Origin of the sequence: Veillonella parvula, from assembly GCF_024461875.1 — a bacterium.
Lineage (GTDB): Bacteria > Bacillota > Negativicutes > Veillonellales > Veillonellaceae > Veillonella > Veillonella parvula_I.
Map to the genome: position 1 here is coordinate 30,836 of NZ_JANGAL010000004.1, position 21,683 is coordinate 52,518.

Annotated in this window: 15 protein-coding genes; all 15 read right to left on the reverse strand. The window is 39.1% G+C overall.

The window, feature by feature from the left end; all coding sequences use genetic code 11:
• The 15 genes from carB to NE668_RS07660 all read right to left on the reverse strand — a co-directional run bounded on the left by carB (position 1) and on the right by NE668_RS07660 (position 21,648).
• The gene (carB, locus tag NE668_RS07590; RefSeq protein WP_227037947.1) at positions 1-3,201 is read right to left on the reverse strand and encodes a carbamoyl-phosphate synthase large subunit; all 3,201 of its coding nucleotides are present in this window, start codon (positions 3,199-3,201) and stop codon (positions 1-3) included.
• A 1-nt stretch (position 3,202) separates the two neighbouring features.
• Positions 3,203-4,270, reverse strand: coding sequence for a glutamine-hydrolyzing carbamoyl-phosphate synthase small subunit (gene carA, locus NE668_RS07595; RefSeq protein ID WP_227037946.1), 1,068 nt, complete (start codon positions 4,268-4,270; stop codon positions 3,203-3,205).
• Positions 4,270-5,556: a dihydroorotase gene (locus tag NE668_RS07600; protein WP_123138508.1), complete on the reverse strand. Its 1,287-nt coding sequence runs from the start codon at positions 5,554-5,556 to the stop codon at positions 4,270-4,272. Before NE668_RS07600 ends, carA begins: the two co-directional genes overlap by 1 nt.
• The gene (locus NE668_RS07605) at positions 5,540-6,490 is read right to left on the reverse strand and encodes an aspartate carbamoyltransferase catalytic subunit (protein ID WP_227037945.1); all 951 of its coding nucleotides are present in this window, start codon (positions 6,488-6,490) and stop codon (positions 5,540-5,542) included. Before NE668_RS07605 ends, NE668_RS07600 begins: the two co-directional genes overlap by 17 nt.
• Before the next feature lie 350 nt (positions 6,491-6,840).
• Positions 6,841-9,888 (reverse strand): ATPase, encoded by a 3,048-nt coding sequence (locus tag NE668_RS07610; protein ID WP_227037944.1) that lies wholly within the window; start codon positions 9,886-9,888, stop codon positions 6,841-6,843.
• Between the two features lie 12 nt (positions 9,889-9,900).
• Entirely contained in the window at positions 9,901-10,848 is a 948-nt protein-coding gene (gene whiA / locus NE668_RS07615; RefSeq protein WP_227037943.1) for a DNA-binding protein WhiA, read from the reverse strand.
• A 15-nt stretch (positions 10,849-10,863) separates the two neighbouring features.
• Positions 10,864-12,213: a gluconeogenesis factor YvcK family protein gene (locus NE668_RS07620; protein WP_012864087.1), complete on the reverse strand. Its 1,350-nt coding sequence runs from the start codon at positions 12,211-12,213 to the stop codon at positions 10,864-10,866.
• A 12-nt stretch (positions 12,214-12,225) separates the two neighbouring features.
• Positions 12,226-13,140 (reverse strand): RNase adapter RapZ, encoded by a 915-nt coding sequence (rapZ, locus tag NE668_RS07625; protein ID WP_012864086.1) that lies wholly within the window; start codon positions 13,138-13,140, stop codon positions 12,226-12,228.
• Between the two features lie 12 nt (positions 13,141-13,152).
• Positions 13,153-13,965 carry a Cof-type HAD-IIB family hydrolase gene (locus NE668_RS07630; protein WP_227037942.1) on the reverse strand — a complete coding sequence of 271 codons (813 nt, stop codon included), beginning with the start codon at positions 13,963-13,965 and terminating at the stop codon, positions 13,153-13,155.
• Between the two features lie 278 nt (positions 13,966-14,243).
• Complete coding sequence (locus NE668_RS07635; RefSeq protein WP_012864084.1) at positions 14,244-15,449, reverse strand: putative porin; 1,206 nt, start codon at positions 15,447-15,449, stop codon at positions 14,244-14,246.
• Between the two features lie 562 nt (positions 15,450-16,011).
• A complete protein-coding gene (locus tag NE668_RS07640; protein WP_227037941.1) occupies positions 16,012-17,217 on the reverse strand; it encodes a putative porin in 1,206 nt (401 codons plus the stop codon).
• Between the two features lie 610 nt (positions 17,218-17,827).
• Entirely contained in the window at positions 17,828-19,090 is a 1,263-nt protein-coding gene (locus NE668_RS07645) for an S-layer homology domain-containing protein (protein ID WP_012864082.1), read from the reverse strand.
• A 577-nt stretch (positions 19,091-19,667) separates the two neighbouring features.
• Positions 19,668-20,252 (reverse strand): signal peptidase I, encoded by a 585-nt coding sequence (gene lepB / locus NE668_RS07650; protein WP_004695516.1) that lies wholly within the window; start codon positions 20,250-20,252, stop codon positions 19,668-19,670.
• Positions 20,253-20,261: 9 nt separating this feature from the next.
• Positions 20,262-21,131, reverse strand: a complete 870-nt coding sequence (locus tag NE668_RS07655) for a YitT family protein (RefSeq protein ID WP_227037940.1) — start codon at positions 21,129-21,131, stop codon at positions 20,262-20,264.
• Positions 21,121-21,648: a RuvC family protein gene (locus NE668_RS07660; RefSeq protein WP_012864079.1), complete on the reverse strand. Its 528-nt coding sequence runs from the start codon at positions 21,646-21,648 to the stop codon at positions 21,121-21,123. The genes NE668_RS07655 and NE668_RS07660 overlap by 11 nt, the downstream gene beginning before the upstream one ends.
• Positions 21,649-21,683 lie beyond the last annotated feature (35 nt).

Consider the following 21,683-nt stretch of genomic DNA (forward strand, 5'->3'; position numbering starts at 1 on the left):
TTACTCCAATTCAAAATCTTGTAATGCTTCTACAGTGTAGTTCGCATCATCTTTACGATTCGCCACAACACGCAATACTTCCCGTGCTGTATCGAGACTTGTTAAGCATGGTGTACCCATTTCTACAGCGAGACGACGCAATTGGAATCCTTCGCGTTCAGGTCGTTTCCCTGCAGTCAATGTATTAAGTACAAGATCGACTTTGTCTTGACGAATGTGGTCAGCACAGTTATCATCACCTTCAGAGATTTTGTTAACTACCTTGCAGTCAACGCCATGTTCTTTGAAGTATTTACCAGTACCACCAGTTGCTTCAATATGATAGCCCAAATCAATAAAGCCTTTTGCTAATTGACTAGCCTCCTCTTTATCGCGGTCTGCTACAGTCATGAGGATTGTACCATCCTCAGGAATACGCATATTCGCACCATTAATAGCTTTAAATAATGCTTCAGAATACGTGCGACCAATACCCATAACTTCACCAGTAGACTTCATTTCAGGTCCAAGAGCAATTTCTACAAGGCCCATTTTAGAGAAGGAGAATACAGGTGCTTTTACAGCTACATATGGTTTATTAGTTACAAGACCAAGTGGTAAGCCTAAGTCTTTTAAACTTTCACCAAGGGCAATGCGTGTTGCACATTCTACCATATTGATACCTGTAACCTTAGAAATGAATGGTACAGTACGGCTAGAACGAGGGTTAACTTCGATAACGTTAAGTTCACCATCAGCCACGATATATTGAATATTAAGTACACCTTTAACATTAAGGCCTACCGCAATACGACGTGTATAATCAACGATTTGATCAATCAATTCTTGGCTCAAATGTTGAGCTGGATAAACGGCCATGGAGTCACCAGAGTGAACACCGGCGCGTTCGATTTGTTCCATAATACCAGGGATACATACATTGGTACCATCGGAAATAGCGTCAACCTCTACCTCCATACCAACCATATAACGGTCGATAAGAACAGGATGCTCCTTAGATGCTACTACGGCTTCCTTCATGTATACATCAAGCTCTTTATCGTTGTATACGATTTCCATCGCACGACCGCCCAATACATAAGAAGGGCGAACGATTAATGGGTATTTCAACTTTTTAGCTGCTTCTTGTGCTTCTTCATCAGAGGTTACCAGAGCACCTACTGGGCGAGGGATACCAAGTTTCGCCAACAATTCATCAAAGCGTTCACGGTCTTCCGCCATATCGATGCTATCTACAGATGTTCCGAGGATTTTAACACCTCGCTCAGCCAATGGACCTGCCAAATTGATAGCCGTTTGACCACCAAATTGAGCAATGACGCCCGCTGGCTGTTCTTTATCGATGATTTCCATAACATCGTCCACAGTCAACGGCTCAAAGTATAAAGAGTCAGAAATATCAAAGTCAGTAGACACTGTTTCTGGGTTGTTATTAATCATAATAGATTGATAACCCGCTTTACGAAGTGCCCATGAGGAATGTACGGAGCAGTAATCGAACTCTACGCCTTGACCGATACGAATCGGGCCAGAACCAAGTACCACTACGGATTTTTCGCCTAGTGGTTTAACTTCGTCTTCTTGTGCATAAGCACTGTAATAGTACGGTGTTTTAGATTCGAATTCTGCAGCACATGTATCTACGTATTTATATGTTGGAAGAATATTCCATTCTTTACGTTTTGCACGAACATCTTTTACAGTTGTATTAGCATAACGAGCGATAACAGAATCAGTGAAGGAATAACGTTTTGCTTTGCGCAATACATCCTCTGTTAAACCTTGCTCAGCCAATGCTTTTTCCACAGTAACAATGTTTTTAATTTTTTCAATAAAGAATGTATCAATTTTTGTAATATAGTGGATTTTTTCTACACTAATTCCCTTGCGAAGTGCTTCTGCTACAACATAGATACGTTCATCATCTACTAAATGTAAACGTTCGATCAATTGTTCCATAGACTCATGAGCGATTTTCTTAAGCTCAATATGGTCTAAACCAATTTCCAAGGAACGAATTGCTTTGAGCAAGGAGCCTTCCAAAGAACGGTCGATGGCCATAACTTCACCAGTGGCTTTCATTTGTGTGCCCAAGGTACGATCTGCCAAGTTGAATTTTTCAAAAGGCCAGCGTGGAAACTTAGTTACTACATAGTCAAGAGTCGGCTCAAAGCATGCTTTAGTTTCACCGGTTACAGCATTTGTAATTTGATCCAATGTCATGCCTACTGCAATTTTTGCTGCTACTTTCGCAATTGGGTACCCAGTTGCCTTAGATGCCAATGCAGAGGAACGAGATACGCGAGGGTTTACTTCGATAACAATATATTCGTTGCTATTTGGATTCAAAGCGTATTGTACGTTACAACCGCCTTCGATTTTCAAATAACGAATGATATCTACAGATGCAGTACGAAGCATTTGGTATTGAATATCGTTCAAGGTTTGGCTTGGTGCCACAACGATAGAATCCCCAGTATGCACACCAACAGGGTCAATATTTTCCATATTACATACGATGATACAGTTATCAGCACTATCGCGCATTACTTCGTATTCGATTTCTTTCCACCCCGCCACAGAACGCTCCGCCAAAATTTGGTGGATTGGTGAAAGTTTCAAACCACGTCTTGTGATTTCGTACATTTCATCTTCGTTATGTGCAATGCCACCGCCAGTACCACCTAGTGTGTACGCGGGACGGATGATGATAGGATAGCCGATGCGGTTAGCAAAGGCTACAGCTTCTTCAAGATCATTGAAGATATCGGATTCAGGAACTGGTTGGTTGATTTCCTCCATCGCTTCTTTGAAAAGCTCACGGTCTTCCGCTTGTTTAATGGCTTCTAATGTAGTACCGAGCAATTTTACATCGTACTCAGCTAATACACCAACTTCAGACAATTGTACCGCCATGTTGAGGCCTACTTGACCACCTAATGTAGCCAATAAGCCCCAAGGGCGTTCTTTTTTAATAACTTCTGTTACGAACTCGAGACTAATAGGTTCTACATATACTCGATCCGCAATATCTGTATCAGTCATAATAGTAGCCGGATTAGAGTTAACCAATACTACTTTATAACCTTCTTCACGAAGGGAACGGCATGCTTGTGTACCAGCATAGTCAAACTCTGCTGCTTGGCCGATAATAATTGGACCAGAACCAATTACAAGTACTTTTTTTGCTTCTGATGTCATATTATTTTCCCTTTCTCATCAAGTCTTCAAATTCGTCAAACAAGTATAGGTTATCAGTAGGCCCAGGAGATGCTTCTGGATGGTATTGGACAGAGAAAATAGGCAACTCTTTATGGCGCATACCTTCTACGGTACCATCATTTACACTGCGATGTGTAATTTCCACAAAATCGGGTAAAGAAGTATCATCGACTGCATAGCCATGGTTTTGAGATGTAATATATACCCGACCAGTACGTAAATCTTGTACAGGATGGTTAGAACCACGGTGACCAAATTTCAATTTGAATGTGGTACCACCATAAGCTTGTGCCAATACTTGATGCCCCATACAGATGCCAAAGATTGGTTTCTTACCAAACATTTTCTTTACTTCTTCTACTGCATAGCCAAGATCTTTAGGGTCTCCAGGTCCGTTGGACAAGAAGATACCATCCGGATTACTTGCTAATACTTCTTCAGCTTTTGCATCTGCTGGGAATACCGTAAGGCGACAACCTGCTACTTCTAAAGAGCGAAGGATGTTTTCCTTCACACCATAGTCCATTACAGCTACGTGAAACTCTGCATTTTTATCGCCACGCATACCTTGCCATTTTGTAGTTACACGCATAACTTGATCTGTTGGCAAGTCTTGTTTGAACAACTTTTGAATATCCTCTATAGGGTAATCAGAGCGTACAAGTACGCCCTTCATTACACCATGATTACGGAGTACGCGCGTTATAGCGCGTGTGTCTACATCATAAAGGCAAGGGATGCCGTGTAAACGAAGGTATTCACTAAATAAGCCTTCATTTTGCCAGTTAGATGGAAAGTCACACAGTTCACCTACAATAAAACCTTTACAATATGGCTTAGGACCTTGAGTGATAGAATTTAAAGTACCATAATTACCAATTAAAGGATAGGTTAATGTAATAATTTGATCCGCATAGGATGGGTCAGTCAAGATTTCTTGATACCCGGTCATACCTGTGTTAAATACAACTTCACCTACCGTTGGGGCGCCACCTAATAAGGAACCTTCAAACACGGAACCATCTTCAAGAACTAACTTGCCTTTCATTATAAGACTACGCCCTCCTTCATAACAATTTTGCCATCAACTACTGTGAGTTTAGCTTTACCTGTAACAGTCATACCATCAAATGGGCTAACTTTACCTTTTGTATAAAATTTATTTCTATCTACTGTCCACTTTTCAGTTGTAGAGAATACAGTAATATCCGCTGGCTTACCAACTTCAAGAACACCTGCATCAAGGTGCATCAACTCAGCTGGTCGAGTACTCATATAGTACACAACTTGATCAATGCTAAGTTTATCAGGACCATATGCATTTGTAATAACCGCTGCCAAAGATGTTTCGAGGCCACTGAAACCATTTGGTGCACAGCAGAATTCATGGTCTTTTTCTTCGTATGCATGTGGTGCATGGTCTGTAATAATCGCATCGATTGTGCCATCTTTCAAGCCTTCTAATAATGCTTGGCGATGATCTTCTGAGCGAATTGGAGGAGCCATTTTAAATGCTGGATTATATTCGCGTAGGTATTCATCTGTGAAAGACAAATGTTGGCTTGTAACTTCACAGGTTACATTAAGGCCTTTAGCCTTCGCACGGCGCACCATATCTACAGTATTTTTACTACTTACGTGAGCAATATGGATATGACCACCTGTCATTTCAGATAACAAGATATCACGAGCAACAGCCAAATCTTCAGCGACTGCAGGGCGACCAATAACACCTAATTCATAAGAAACAATACCTTCATGCATATGGCCATTTTTAGTCAATGTAATATCTTCTGCATGGTCGATAACCATCTTATTAAACATGGACGAGTATTCTAAAGCACGACGCATAAATGCAGCATTTTCTACATAGTGGCCATCATCAGAGAAAGCTACTACACCAGCTTCTGCCATATCCCCCATTTCAGCAAGTTCCTTACCTTCAAGACCTTTGGATACAGCACCAATAAATTCTACTTTCACAACGCCAGTGAGTTCAGCCTGTTTTTGTAAACCTCTTACAAGTGCAGCATTATCTACCACAGGATTTGTATTAGCCATAGTTACAACACGTGTGAAACCACCTGCAGCAGCGGCTTGTGTACCGGAGTGGAAATCTTCTTTCGCTTCTTGACCTGGCTCACGCAAATGTGTGTGAATATCGATAAGGCCTGGTGCTACAATAAGACCTGTTGCATCATATATCTCAGCACCTTCAGCATTTAAGTTTTGACCGATGGCTGCAATTTTACCATCTTTTACGAGAATGTCTGCTACTTCGTTTTGTTTTTTCGCCGGATTTACTACCGTACCATTTTTAATAAGCAAGCTCACTACCGTCACCTCCGATAATAGTTAAGTACAATACAGCCATACGTATAGCTACGCCATTACGCACTTGTTCTTGAATTACTGATTGATCAGAATACGCCACATCTGGTGCGATTTCTAGACCACGATTCATTGGGCCTGGATGCATGACCATTACATCGTCTTTAGCTAATTTCAATACATCGTTATTAATACCAAAGATACGTGCATATTCTCTGTTTGTAGGATATAGTGCAGAGTGAATGCGTTCTAATTGAATGCGAAGTACGTTTACAACATCTGCATCAACAACGGCTTCACGAATATCGTGGTGTACGGTAATACCTAATTTTTCAAGTTCTGGATATACCATTGTACGAGGACCAGCCAGATGTACATCAGCCCCCATTTTTGTAAGTCCATAAATGTTGGAGCGTGCTACGCGACTATGCATTATATCGCCAAGGATAACCACCTTTAATCCTTCAATAGATTCCTTTTTCTCTAAGATAGAATACATGTCTAGTAATGCTTGTGTTGGATGCTCATGAGCGCCATCACCTGCGTTAATGATAATCGGATCTACGGCTTTCGTAGCGTATAAAGGTGCACCTTCTGCGCTGTGGCGCATTACGATAGCATCTGTACCCATGTAGGACATAGTTAATAATGTATCGCGGAAGCTTTCACCTTTACCCATGGAAGATCCACTAGGAGAAAGATTGATTACGTCAGCCCCTAAATATTTTCCGGCTAACTCAAAGGAACTACGAGTACGAGTACTTGGTTCCATAAAAAGGTTGATAATGGATTTCCCCTTTAATAGTGGAACCTTCTTGTCATCAGAAAGAACGATTTTCTTCATTTTCTTTGCCACATCTAAAATCAATTTGATTTCTTCAGGTGACACATTTTGCAAACCCAATAAATCTTTGCCTTTTAGGCTAACTTGTCCCATGATTTCCTCCTAACTCACGTAACAAAAAAGACCTTTTGCCCAGGGCAAAAGGTCAAATAGTTTGCACAAAGAAGCCCCTATGGGCACTTCAACTATATTCCTTTCTCAGCCTCTCTGGACTAAATTAAAAGGTATTGTATTATGCAATGGTCTCTCGTACCATATATGCATTTCTTTATTTATTGTACTGAATCCACCTTTGAAAGTCAATGTAAAACACAAAATTCATATGGATTTTAAAAAGAGGACAAGCATATAAAATTGCTTGTCCTCTCTATATTTAAACAGCTATTAATCCACTTCTATATCTTAAACTTTAATCCAAAATTTCTTTTTAGAAATTAAGGGTCTTAACCTAATGGATATAATCTTGGTGGGTTTTCTTCATCATTTTGCTGTTCATTTTGTGGGGTATATGGCATTTGATCTTGTTGCGGCTCATTCGCTACAGGATTTATCTGCACATATTGCTGATTTGGCGACAATTGAGGTTGACGTTGCTCACGACGACGTGTATTTTGAGATGCAGTCGGTCTAGGTTTTGTCAACTCATCAATGGATACAGCATTTGGAATAGTTACATTTGATGTATCCCCATGAATATCATCAAGTTCACTGAAGGAAGGAGTCCTCTTAGATGCTTGAGCAGCCTTACGTTCGGCTTCAAGTTGTTGACGTGCAAGTTCTGCACGACGACGAGCACTCTCTTGTTGATCTCGGACACGTTGAATAGCTTCAGCACGCTCTTTTGCTTTACGCTCGATTTCAGCTTGAGCCAACGCTTGTTGACGAGCAGCTTCAGCTTTACGCTCTGCTTCTAGTTGCGCTTTATATCGTTCCTCAGCAATACGTCGTGCCTCTGCGGCTTGACGTTCTGCTTCAGCTCGTTCTGCAGCAAGTCGCTCTTGCTCTGCCTTACGAGCTTCCGCCACTATACGAGCCGCCTCTGCTTTACGAGCCTCTTCGGCACGTCTTGCTTCTTCTATGCGGCGAGCTTCTTCGGCTCTACGCGCTTCTTCGGCACGTTTAGCCTCTGCAGCAATACGAGCTTCTTCAGCACGGCGCGCTGCTTCGAGTCGTTCCTGTTCAGCTCTACGTTGTGCCTCAAGTCTAGCTGCTTCTGCTTTACGAGCTTCTTCTGCTCTACGTGCTTCTGCTGCTAAACGAGCATGTTCAGCTTTACGCGCTGCTTCAATTCTCGCAGCTTCAGCTTTGCGTGCTTCCTCTGCTCGTTTTGCTTCTGCTGCTACGCGAGCGGCCTCAGCTTTACGTTCCGCTTGAATTCGAGCTTCTTCTGCTCTACGCGCTTCCTCCACACGACGAGCCTCTTCTGCTTTTCTTGCTGCTTCCATTTGTTGTGCTTCCAAAGCAGCCTTAGCCTCTGCCGCTCTACGAGCATCTTCTTGACGCTTCGCTTCAAGAGCGGCTTGCTCAGCAGCACGTTGTGCTTCTAAAGCAGCTTTCGCTTCTGCTGCTTTACGAGCTTCTTCGGCACGTCTTGCTTCCAATGCTTCCTGCTCGGCTTTACGTTGTGCTTCTAAACGAGCTCTAGCCTCAGCAGCCAAGCGTTCCTCTTCGGCCTTTTTGGCCTCTAAAGCAGCTTTTTCTGCTGCTCTTTGCGCTTCAAAGCGTGCCTTAGCTTCGGCCGCTTTTCTTTCTTCCTCCGCTTTGCGTGCGGCCTCAATACGAGCAGCTTCAATTCTACGTTCTTCTTCAAGACGTTTTGCTTCCGCTGCTAGTCGAGCTTCTTCTGCTTTACGAGCCGCCTCTAGCCGATCTGCTTCCGCTTTTCTCGCTGCCTCGATACGTGCCATTTCAGCTCTACGAGCCGCTTCCGCCTTGCGAGCTTCCTCTGCTTTACGCTCTGCTTCGGCTTTTTCAGCCATCTTGCGCTCAATTTCAGCATGCTTGGCCTCTGCAGCCTTTCGCAACATTTCGGCTTTTTCTGCAGCTAGTCGAGCCTCTTCAGCTTTTTTACGAGCTAATGCTTCTTTCTCATCTTTTGCCTTTTTAAGTTGTGCTTCTTTTTTTACATCTGCTACAGCTTTATCGCTCAACTTTTTAGTTTCTTCATGAGCAATTGTTTCTGCCCGTTTAGCTGGACTTTCAACAGTAGATTTTTTAGTATCTACGGACCCTTTATCTCCATCTTTACCACCTACAGGTCCTACAGGTATTTGTGTTCCCCCTTGAGTTGGGTTCCCTAAGATATCTTTAACATCTTTTGGTACATTAACAGCAATAGTTTGATGTTTTTGTGGATTTGCAAGAGATTCAGGAATCAACAAGAAACGAATTGGCAAATTCGATGCACCGGCTGGCATAAAGTTTAATGTTAATAAATCGCCCGCATTATAATTCCCTAAAAGACGACTATCTAATATAGTACCTTCCCCTAATGCGGAAATACCATCTGCACCACCAATATGGTAAGTCCGTGTATCTGTCTGCCCCCTTCTAGCACCTTGTTGATGCAATGTTTTTACCGTAAAGGAACCAGAATAAGGTCCCCCAAGAGGGTTAAAATACAGTCTAAACGGTTCATTACCCTTAGTAGGAATTTTTAGCGTATATGATACGCCATAGTTACCACGATCTCGAACAAATGCTTTATTTTGCATTTCGTCTACACCATTAATAAACGTATCTTCTCGGTCATTACCAATTTCTACAAAGGCACCACCTAAAGAGGTATCGAATGGTGTAGTAACCTCCATATTACGCTTAGCACCAGTATAAGTACCGCGCAATTGTATTTCGTCAATCGGAAGATTTTTCACCCAATGTGACGCATCTACAGGGTCCATCCCCATAGGCAGCATCATAACACGCGCAAATATAGGCCCTTCTGTTTTAATATCTACAATACCCGTAAATAATGCATCTCGATTTACCGGTGTATTTTCTAAGTCACTAAAGATTAATTGGCGCCCTTGTGGTGGGATGCTAAGAGAATATAATGGTCTTGCATCTGGGCTTTCATTAAGAGGTTGCTCCAAATCCTTTCGAGACAAATCACGACCTGCTGCAAAATAATCAGGTGTAGCTACAGATTTTAATTGTCTCATGACATGTACTGAAGTTGGATAAGCCGTTTGGTTTTCTAAGACGATAGCAATCTTGTGAGGTAAATCCATTTCATTTACATGATAGAAATAGATACGACCATTGCCATTAATTGTACCTGCACTTAACGTACCTCCTACAGGTCCTACATATTCAGGACTATCCGATAGGAGCAATGTATCCGTTTGAGACACCAACGATGGTGGCAACGGAGAAAACTGAAAATATCCAATTGATTGTAAATCTATATCACGAGCTTCTACATGGCCTGTAAGGGCAGCCATGGCGGCCATAGCCGCAGCTACACAATATCTTGATTTATAGGAAAACATATATTATTACCTCTATACTTCTTCGAGCCCCAACGGGTCATACGTAAGTGCTAATGCTTCAATCTTCTTTAGTCGATGGCCAATTCCAGATTTAGATAGTTTCCCCTCCATCAACTCTTCAAGTTCTTTTAAACTCGCTTCAGGATTCTCCCACCGAAGTCTTGCAACGACGCGCAACTTGTCTGGTAATTCTTCAATACCGATTTCTCTATCAATAATACGGATTGCTTTTACCTGACGAACTGCTGCATCTACAACCTTCTGTAAATTTGCCGTCTCACAGTTGACTTGACGATTAATTTGATTCCGTACGGTTTTCATAATCCGCACATTTTCAAATTCCATAAGCGCCGATTGAGCCCCCATGATTTGCAAACAGTTTGTTACTGCATCCCCTTCTTTAAGATATACTACATACTCTTCCTTCCGCTCCGTTAAGCCTGCATGAATGTGAAAGAGCCGTAGTACATGGATAATTTCCCTCGCAAAAATCTCGTTTCCCGTCATAAACTCAAGATGATAATCACTTTGTGGTTTATTAACAGAGCCTCCCCCTAAAAAAGCTCCCCTTAAAAAGGCACGTCGCGCTTCCATTGATTTGAGCCAACTGCGAGGGATTTGTTCGGTTACAGGCCATAAAGCGAGATCCTCTAAAGCCTGTCTCCCCTCTATAGAAGGTTCCACAGAGAGCGTATACATATTTTTTTTACGCAGGTTTAAACCTTGTCGTACTAATACATTTGTAGGTAATTCGTATTGCTTTTTCAAAATACCAAGCAACCGACGAGCTACTGCATTATTAGCCGTAGCCAAACGAATGCCAACGGCACCTTTCATCCCCAAAATGATAGATCCGCTCATACGCAATAAGCAAGACGCTTCAATTTTCATGGCCACATCCGCATCACTAGAGGCTTCATATTGGCATAATTCATTTTTTACATCTTCTGCAAATGACATGGACATCCCTTCTCATTAATGATCATCTCGTTGAAGATAATATTCTAAGATATGCGGTTCAGTGTTAGATTGCATAGCATGAATGATATCCATAATAACTTTACCTAACCGTTCAGGATCGTGAACAGCTGGTTTTTGAGGGTTAATTAAGGTAGCTCGTATAGTGCGGATTCCTTTGTCTTGTAACTTTTTAGTATCTAATACCAATGGTTCAGATCCTACAGCACTATATTGTTCAACCATTTGAATTGGCAACGGCCCATCATTGGCAAGAACAGTATCTATAATTCCTTCTCCGCCATGAGCAATTAAAGCCTCTACATGGTCATTTAATGTGTAGCCTGTGGTTTCACCCGGTTGTGTCATAACATTAGCAATATAGATTTTATTAGCCTTACTGGCACGTACATGAGAGGCCAATTTATCAGTTAGTAAATTTGGGATAATGCTTGTATATAAACTACCAGGACCTAAAATAATCACATCCGCTTCATCAATGGCACGTAATGCAGCCCCCTCTGGCTTAGGCAATGCTGGATCACTATAGATATGACGAATCCGTTTACCCGAGTGTGGTATATTACTTTCACCTTCTACAATAGTGCCATCTGTCATCTCTGCACGCAATTTAATGAACTCTGTAGAGGAAGGAATTACACGACCACGGACACGCAACAATTTACTAGCCGCTTCAAGAGCTTCTTCAATATCTCCATCGTAAACTTGAGCAAGAGCAGTGATAAAGAGATTACCAAAGCTGTGTCCAGAAAGCTCATTTTCCCCTTCGAAGCGGTAACGGAATAAGTTCTCCATTACCCCTTCTTGTTCAGCTAGTGATACTAAACAGTTTCTTAAATCACCAGGTGCTATCATTTGAAAATCTTCTCGCAAGCGGCCAGAAGAACCTCCATCATCAGCAACTGTTACAATCGCAGATAGGTTTGATGTATGTGATTTCAAACCACGCAATAAATTTGATAAGCCTGTACCCCCACCGATGACTACAATTTTTGGCCCCTTATCGAGTCGGATATTTTGAAAAATAATATCCGATACCTTACTGTCAGGATTAGGTAGTACCGCACGAATAATCGTTTTTATAACTTTACTCGTACCGATGAGCATTAATAAAGCGCCAATCGATAATACTACAGCCCCTACAGCAATGAGTACATTATAATTGTAAAAGCCCGTCATATTATAAGAAAAGGCAAGTACAATATCTTCAAGAACCGCAAGCCATTGATAGTTAAAAATCAAAGAAATACCAATAATTAAAAGACCTACACCACAACTAAATAGGGCAAGCCAACGTTTTATATTTAGACCCGGAATTAGCCACCGGAACCATCCTTTTCGCAACATAATCCCCCCTATCTAGTTATCAAGTGTTATAATTTCATGAGGATTATAATCTTCTTCTACATTATTTTTCATCATATCTCTATGTTCAACAGTTACACGATATCCTTTTTCTAACAAGTGGGAGTATAGAGTCTCTGCCATAGCTACAGATCTATGCATACCACCTGTGCAACCTACTGCCACAATAAACTGAGATTTCCCTTCTTGTTCATAATTTGGTACAAGGAAATCCATGGTATCAAAGTAACGTTTTTTAAATTCCTCGGTTACTTCAAAGGAATGGATATATTCATTCACTGCTTTTACACGACCTGTTTTATGACGAAACTCAGGAATATAAAATGGATTTGGTAGAAAACGAACATCCCATACCATATCTGCATCGAGAGGAATACCATATTTAAAACCAAAGCTCACTACAGTAATAGCCATACCATGAGCTTCATCAACTTGAGCAAAACGCGTTTTTAAATACTCTTTCAAGCTGGCTGTTTTCATATTAGTGGTATCAATAATAAAATCTGCTTTATGGCGCACAGAGTTAAGAATTTGGCGTTCCTTCTTTAGCCCTGTTGTAATCAGCCCATTAGGAGCCAATGGATGACTCCGTCGACTTTCCTTATATCGACGAATCAAAGTCTCATCTGTAGCATCCATAAATACAATTTCAAAATCTACCTTCATATCTTTTAATGTATCTAAAGATGAAGAAAGAGCTTCAAAAAATTCGCCACCCCGAATATCTACAACAAGAGCAACGCGATTAGTCCGTTCTCCACCTTGTCGGCAAATTTCACTTAATTTAGGGATCAGCACAGGGGGAATATTATCAATACATAAATACCCCATATCTTCTAAAGCTTGCAATACTTGAGTTTTGCCGGCACCTGACATACCTGTAACTATTAACAAACGAAATGCTTCCATAGTTTTACTCCATTATAAAAGATTATCTTCAATCCAATGGGCTACTCCATCGTCATTATGATGACCACAAATTGTATGAGCCACAGATTTTACATGATCTGTAGCGTTTTCAACAGCTACAGAGTAACCGGTTTTACGTAGCATAGAAATATCATTTTCTGCATTACCAAAGGAAACGATATGTTCTAAACTAATATGATTATCTAAAGCTAGTTGTGTCAAAGCACGCCCCTTTGACACATTAAGGGCAACGATTTCTAAAAAGTCTTTTTGGCTACGAACTAGAGTCACCATATCACCAACTCTAGGAGTTAAAATTTCAATAATTCTGTTAATTCCTTCTACTGTATCTATGGCAATTAGCTTATTCGGTTCAGTTTTTAAACTATATAACTTATCCCCTAAAAACTCTGCCGTAGCACCAGTCTGTTTTTCATAAAGAGCGGACTGCCACGTCTTATGATGGCATAGTAAATGATCATCCACATACGATTGTATATGCCAATCATATTGTTTTGCTAATTCATAAATACGACGTACCACTTCAATAGAAACAGTCTGTTCAAACAGTTTACATCCTGTTTCCAACTCTTGAATGAGGCCACCAGAAAATAAAATCAGCGGCACATTACCAAGCTTTAATGCCTGCCCAATGGGCTTAGCCGTTTGGTACATACGTCCCGTAGCAATCGTAATAGCAACACCCCTTTGCTGCAACCGATGTAATACATCTACTGTATAGTCAGATATAGTATTATCGTTACGCACCAAAGTTTCGTCACAATCGATGGCAACCATTTTAATATGAGAAAAAAAAGGATTCATATTCGCCGCCTTTATAGAAATTTTAAATACTCTTTATTATACCATTAATAGTGGCTATATAGATAGAAATTAGCGGTAATAACCCTAATAATGACAAGAAAATTTACTCATGAAATTTTCATTAAACGAAAAATCATCTATTTTTAATAAATCATTCTATATTAATTAAATAGACAGCATTAATGAAACGCTATATAAAAAGCCTCATATAATTTTATATTAAACAACCAAAAAAAGAGACTCCCGAAGGAGTCTCTTTCGTATGAGTAACTATCAAATTAGAATTTGTAGTTAAGGTCTGCACGGTAGAAGTCAGCTTTATCATTACCGTTTTGATCTTTCCAATCAAAACCGTAGTTAGCTGTTAAGCCTACGTTGTTTTGCAATGCATAGTCAACAGTTGCCATCCAACCTTTAGCATCTGTAGTGTAGATGTGGTTGTAAGTAGTATCAATGATAGGAGCATTTTCTTTTGCGTTGAAGTATTGACCTTTTACGCCCCAAGTACCTTGTTTTTTGATGTCGTAGTTACCATAACCTACGCCAGCTGTCCAAGCTTGAGATTCTTCAAGGCTAGAAGCTTTCAACCATTCGCCACCAACCCAAATTTTATCGAAGTTAGCATCAGCATTGAAACCATATACGTTTCTAACATCATCATCTTGGTTAATACGGTCGTAGAAACCACCAACCATAGCATGTTTACCAACTTTACCGTTAACATTTACGATAAGATCAGTAACATTTTCCTCTTTAGTCAAGCCAGCTGCATCGCCAGATACCATGTAACCATAAGCTACTTGTGCATTAACTTTGTCATTACCAGCATTGAATTGAGCACCATCAAAAGTACCATCAAATGCTAAGCCACCACCAACAACTTGACCGAAACGGCCAGCTTTCAAGGATACGCGTTCACCGAATTTATGGTTAACATATGCGCGATCGATTGTAGCATTTGCTTTACCTTCAGTTCTGGAGTCACCTAATTCGAAATTACCAGAAGTCAAACGAACAACTGCATCAGTGCGATCGTTTACTTTTGCGTTGAATTGTACACGTGCACGAGCGTCGAATTTGGATTTAGCATGTTCAGCATCTTTATAACGAAGACGAGCATCACCAGTAACTTTTACATTACCAACGCGGTCTTCCAAGCGAGCTACACGAACGCCCAAGTTATTCAATTCATTGGAGAATTCATCAGCCAAACGGTTGATCATAGCTTGTTGTTCTGCGTTAGCGCGGTCTTGGTTAGCCATAGCTTTAGCTACCATTTGAGCCATTTCGTAACGAGTGATGTTGTTTTGGCCTTTGAAAGTACCATCAGGATAACCATTAACGATACCAGCGTTTGCCAATTGAGAAACTGCTTGGTATGCCCAAGAATCTGGAGTTACGTCGGAGAATGGGTTAGCTGCGAAAGCTGTAGTTACACCCAATACTGCTGTTGCTGCAAAGATTGCTGCGAATTGTTTTTTCATAGTTGAATTCCTTCTTTCTGAAAAAAAATAGAAAATAAAATGTTACAAGTCATAACATTCACATTCTACTCGTTCTTCAGATTAAGAATGTATAGGAGTGTCCACGTTTCCTCACCATACTCTACATCGAAGATCTTCGTTTCATGTATATATCATGACCTGTACGGTGATAGTATCACAACCTTTTTTCTATGTAAAGCCTTAATACCTATATTCAGCCTTATTACTGAATACTCTCTATTTTAAAAATTTCATGAATGCAGTAAAAATCTAACTTCATGAACATTTTTTCATTTTATAGTTTTATACAAAAAAATTTTTTATCAGATTTAAAAGCCTAACATTATATTAATAAAACTAATTATATTAACATTCATTTATTAATATAAGAAAATAAAATTATAAACTATATTATCATTATATTTATTTGCTAAAAAAGAATATCCTACTTACGCTCTATGTTAAATTGATAATACTCTAGGATGTTCACCGTGTATATTAATCTTCAAACTACAAAAAAGAGACTCCCAAAGGAGTCTCTTTCATATGATTAACTATCAAATTAGAATTTGTAGTTAAGTTCTGCACGGTAGAAATCGCTAAGATCGGAACCGCTTTGAGTTTTCCAGTCGAAACCGTAGTTAGCGGATAAACCAACGTTGTTTTGCAATGCATAGTTAACAGTTGCCATCCAACCTTTAGCATCTTGAGTGTAAAGATGATTATAAGTAGTATCTACGATAGGTGCATTTTCTTTTTGGTTAAAGTATTGACCTTTCACATCCCAAGTACCTTGTTTTTTGATGTCATAGTTACCATAACCTACGCCAGCAGTCCAAGCTTGAGATTTTTCAAGGTTGGAAGCTTTCAACCATTCACCACCAACCCAAACTTTATCGAAGTTAGCATCAGCATTGAAACCATAGATGTTTTTAACATCATCGGATTGGTTTACGCGATCATAGAAACCGCCTACCATAGTGTTTTTACCAACTTTACCAGTTAAGCCAAGGTAAGTATCAGTTACGTTTTCTTCTTTAGTCAAGCCAGCTGCTTCACCGGATACCATGTAACCGTAAGCTGCTTGAGCCATAATTTTGTCGTTACCAACGTTCAATTGAGCACCGTCGAATGTGCCGTCGAACATCAAGCCGCCACCGATAACTTGACCGAAACGACCAGCTTTCAAGGATACGCGTTCGCCGAATTTGTGGTTAACATATGCGCGATCGATTGTAGCATTTGCTTTACCTTCAGTTGTGGAGTCACCTAATTCGAAATTACCAGAAGTCAAACGAACTACAGCGTCTGTACGATCGTTAACTTTTGCGTTGAATTGTACACGTGCACGAGCGTCAAATTTAGATTTAGCATGTTCAGCATCACGGTAACGAAGACGAGCATCACCAGTAACTTTTACATTACCAACGCGGTCTTCCAAGCGAGCTACACGAACGCCCAAGTTGTTCAATTCGTTGGAGAATTCATCAGCCAAGCGGTTGATCATTGCTTGTTGTTCAGCGTTAGCGCGGTCTTGGTTAGCCATAGCTTTAGCTACCATTTGAGCCATTTCGTAACGAGTGATGTTATTTTGGCCTTTGAAAGTACCATCTGGGTAACCATTTATAACACCAGCGTTAGCCAATTGAGAAACTGCTTGGTATGCCCAAGAATCTGGAGTTACATCGGAGAATGGGTTAGCTGCGAATGCAGTAGTTACACCCAATACTGCTGTTGCTGCAAAGATTGCTGCGAATTGTTTTTTCATAGTTGAATTCCTTCTTTCTGAAAAAAATAGAAAATAAAATGTAACAAGTCATAACATTCACATTCTACTCAGTTCTTCAGATTAAGAATCTTTGGGAGTGTCCACGTTTCCTCGCCACATTCTGCATCGAAGTTCTTCGTTTCATGTGTTTGCTACTTCTCGTACGGTGATATTAGCACAACCACTTTTTCGTGTAAACCCTTTTTTCTCAATTGTGTTCTCATTATCTTGTTTTTATAACTTAAAATGCTTGCTAAGTTAGATTTTATCTAGTTTTATAGGATATAATTTTTTTCATAAAAAAATTTAATTTTATATCCTTTTCTATTAATTGAGAATTTTTATTATATTTTTCATTAAGTTAAACTTATTAATATATATATAATTAATAAGAAATTTATCTTTCTATACAGAAAGATTTTATAAATATATCCTACAATATAAGGGATATAATTCTTGATAACCACTAAATTATTCGATTACTTTTAATATTATGTATTTATAAAACATTTTACTATATATATACTATTATATATAAAATAATTCATAATACTTTTATGCAACAAAAAAAAAAGACTTCCGAAGAAGTCTTTTTTTGTTTGTGAGGGAATTAGAATTTGTAATTTAATTCTGCACGATAGAAATCGGAAAGATCATTACCGCTTTGGTCTTTAGAGTTGAAACCATAACCTGCGGATAAACCTACGTTATCTTGTACTGCGTAGTCTACGCTAGCCATGTAACCTTTGTAACCATTAGATGTATTTGTTAAATCATATGCTTGATCCCAAGTGGAACTTACGATTGGTGCATTAGCTTTTTGGTTGAAGTATTGACCTTTCACATCCCATGTACCTTTTTTAGCGATGTCGTAGTTACCATAGCCAAGACCTGCTGTCCAAGCTTGAGAATTATCTACGTTAGAAGCTTTCAACCATTCACCGCCAGCCCACAATTTATTTTTACGGAAGTCCGCATTGAAACCGTAAACATCTTGTTTATCAGAGTTAACTGTTACACCATTATGGTTCAAGTTGCCGCTAGATAATCTGGAGTAGAAACCACCAACGGAGGATTCTTTACCAACTTTACCTTTTAAGCCTACATAGGATACAGATGGATTATCAGATTTGGAGTTGCCATCAGCAGCACCATCAATCATGTAACCATACGCACCTTGTACTTGAACTTTATCATTACCTACATTCAATTGTGCACCGTCAAATGTATCATCGTACATCAAACCGCCACCAATTGTTTGTTGGAAACGACCAGCTTTAGCAGATACGTTGCTACCAAATTTGTGATCCACGTAAGCACGATCAATTGTTGCTTGAGAACCTTTAGTAGAGTCACCAAATTCGTAATTACCTTTTACACGAACAACTGCTTGTGTTTTATCATTTACATTAGCATTGAATTGTACACGTGCACGGCCATCAGTTAAGGATTTACTATTAGCTTTGTAAACACCTTTGTCTTCAGAACCTTGATAACGGATACGAGCATCACCAGTTACCTTTACATTACCTACACGGTCTTCCAAGCGAGATACTCGAACGCCGAGGTTGTTCAACTCGTTAGAGAACTCATCTGCCAAGCGGTTAATCATAGCTTGTTGTTCAGCGTTAGCACGATCTTGGTTAGCCATAGCTTTAGCTACCATTTGAGCCATTTCATAACGAGTGATATTGTTTTGGCCTTTGAAAGTGCCATCTGGATAACCATTAACGATACCAGATTGTGCTAATTGAGATACTGCTTGGTATGCCCAACTATCTGGAGTTACATCGGAGAATGGATTTGCAGCAAATGCTGTTGTTACACCTAACACTGCTGTTGCTGCTAACATTGTTGCGAATTGTTTTTTCATAATGAATTCCTTCTTTCTTATAAATAAGAATTTATATTTGCAGAAGACGTTCACTACATAAGTAGTATCACTATGAAAGATGTATTAGGAGTGTCCATGTTTCCTCAACTAAATTATCTATCTTAGCTCCACTTCTTTGTAGCGTAGCCTTTCTGTTGATGTGAATATACCACCACCCCAAAACTTTGTAAAGCATTTTACACAACTAAATTTTATGAAATTTCTTTCATGAATAAAAATTATATCAAAAACATAGATTATTACTGTATTTTTAAAAATTTAATTTTACAAAATTTCATTTTATAGTCTAAAAAAATAGATAATTTTATTATCTACAGCCACAAATTTAATAATTATTACTTATTAAATTTAGCTATACTTATAATTAATATTAATTCATTTGTTTGAATTGTTTATTTTCTATAAGATTGATAAGTGATATATTTAGATTCGACCTAGCCGTCTTGCTAAATTTTATTTAGTATACATTTCACAAGATACAACATAACTTAATCCTTCTTAACTTATAAAAAGCCTATCTACGATGAAATTTATCGTAGATAGGCTTTCACGATTATTAAATTGCGTAAGAAACAAATCCTAGAATATGATCAACAGGAACTGGGCCGATAAAACGACTATCACTAGAATGGTTGCGATTATCTCCCATCACAAATACATGACCTTCAGGAACTGTTACAGGTGTAGACCGAGTATAATTCATTTTTGTATCTTTTGTATATGGTTCTTGTAATTTTTCTCCATTACGCCATACATAACCATCTTTAAACTCTAGTACATCACCAGGTCTACCTATTACACGTTTTACCCATACATCATTTGTTTGAGCGGATTTATTAAAAACAGATGCATAGTTCATCAGTGGTTCTTTTACATCATCCACCCATGTACGAACACGATTAACACGACTATCAATAATAACGATTTGTCCATATTCGGGCATATCATTCATAATATGATGCCATTTGGTAACAATCAAATATTGTCCATTGTGTAATGTATCATCCATTGATTCCCCAGACACTCTAGTAGGTTGAATCAAGAAAATATGAATTACCATAGCAATGATTAATGCCAATGCAATAGCATAAATCCAATCTAATATTTCTTTTACTATTGTATTACCTAACTTATTACTCATAGTTTCCTCTTAATGACCACCTTTCGTAAATCTCCCACCAAAGACATCATGTACGTCTTGGATCGTAATAAATGCTGTAGGATCTACTTCATAAACGGTATCCTTTAATCTTGTAATTTCTAGCCGCGTTACTACAGAATATAATACATGTTTCGGTTGTTTTAAATACCCGCCTTCTCCGTACATAATAGTAACACCACGATTAAGATTAGCATTTAATGCATCAGCAATAATCTTGGAATTATCTGCATCGGTAATAATCATAACCCCTTTAGATTCTTCAAGTCCAGTGATGGTCACATCAATCATCTTATAAGCAATAAAATAAGCAATTAAGGAATACATGGCACTATTCCAACTATATACAAAGCCCGCTGCTCCAAGAATAACTAAATTCATGGCCATTACAATTTCGCCTACAGAAAAGGTGGACCGTTTATCAAAGATAATAGCTACAATTTCAGATCCATCTAATGAGCCACCATTACGAATAATTAGCCCTACCCCAATACCTAAGATTATACCACCAAAGATTGCCCCTAAAAATGGGTCAGTTGTAATAGGTGTAAAGCGGTGTGCAATGGTAGAAAATATTGCCATCCATATAATAGAGAACAAAGTAGACAAGGTAAATCCTTTACCAATTACTTTATAGCCTAAATATAAAAAGGGTAAGTTGAAAAGTACTACAAAAATGCTAAAAGAAATACCTGATAGTTCCGCAGCCATCAAAGAGATACCAACTATACCACCGTCAATGATACTATTGGGTACTAAAAATAAATCTAACCCTATCGTATATATTAAGGCACCTAGAATCATCATTACACAGCGCATAATAAGATTTGACCAGTTACGCATTGAAGTTTCATTCGTCATGATTATCTCCTTTTCCGTATAACTGCTCCATAGCATGTAATCTTTTCTCTTCTAACTCACTTGAACTCATAGTTTCTTCTTTGATTGCCGCTTCGTTCTGAGCTAACTGCTTCGTATAGCGCAAGCCAATAACGAGAGCCGTCAAATCATCTACAGGTTCTGGTGGAAATTGCATAGATGTAGGAATAATCTTGCGCCACCCTGTAGGAGGATTATATTGCCAATATAATTTACGGGCCTCCTCTGTACTGTGAGATTCGTCGATTAAACTAGTTGTAATTTTATGATTACGTCCAATTTGTTGAAGAGAAGGATACAAGTGTTTATGATTTGTACCATTTCCACAAACAATATGAACAATACCATAATATTCAGTTAAAATACGCTCAATATCTTTATTGAAAGTATTTGAAGAAATAATTTTACGGCATATCATCTCACCGGAAGGTGAAAGTATAGCTACGCCAGTTTTCTCATTTCCTGGATCCACTGCTAAAATATATGTATTTTCAGTCATTTGATTATCCCCTTTGTAAGTACAGTAGTTATATT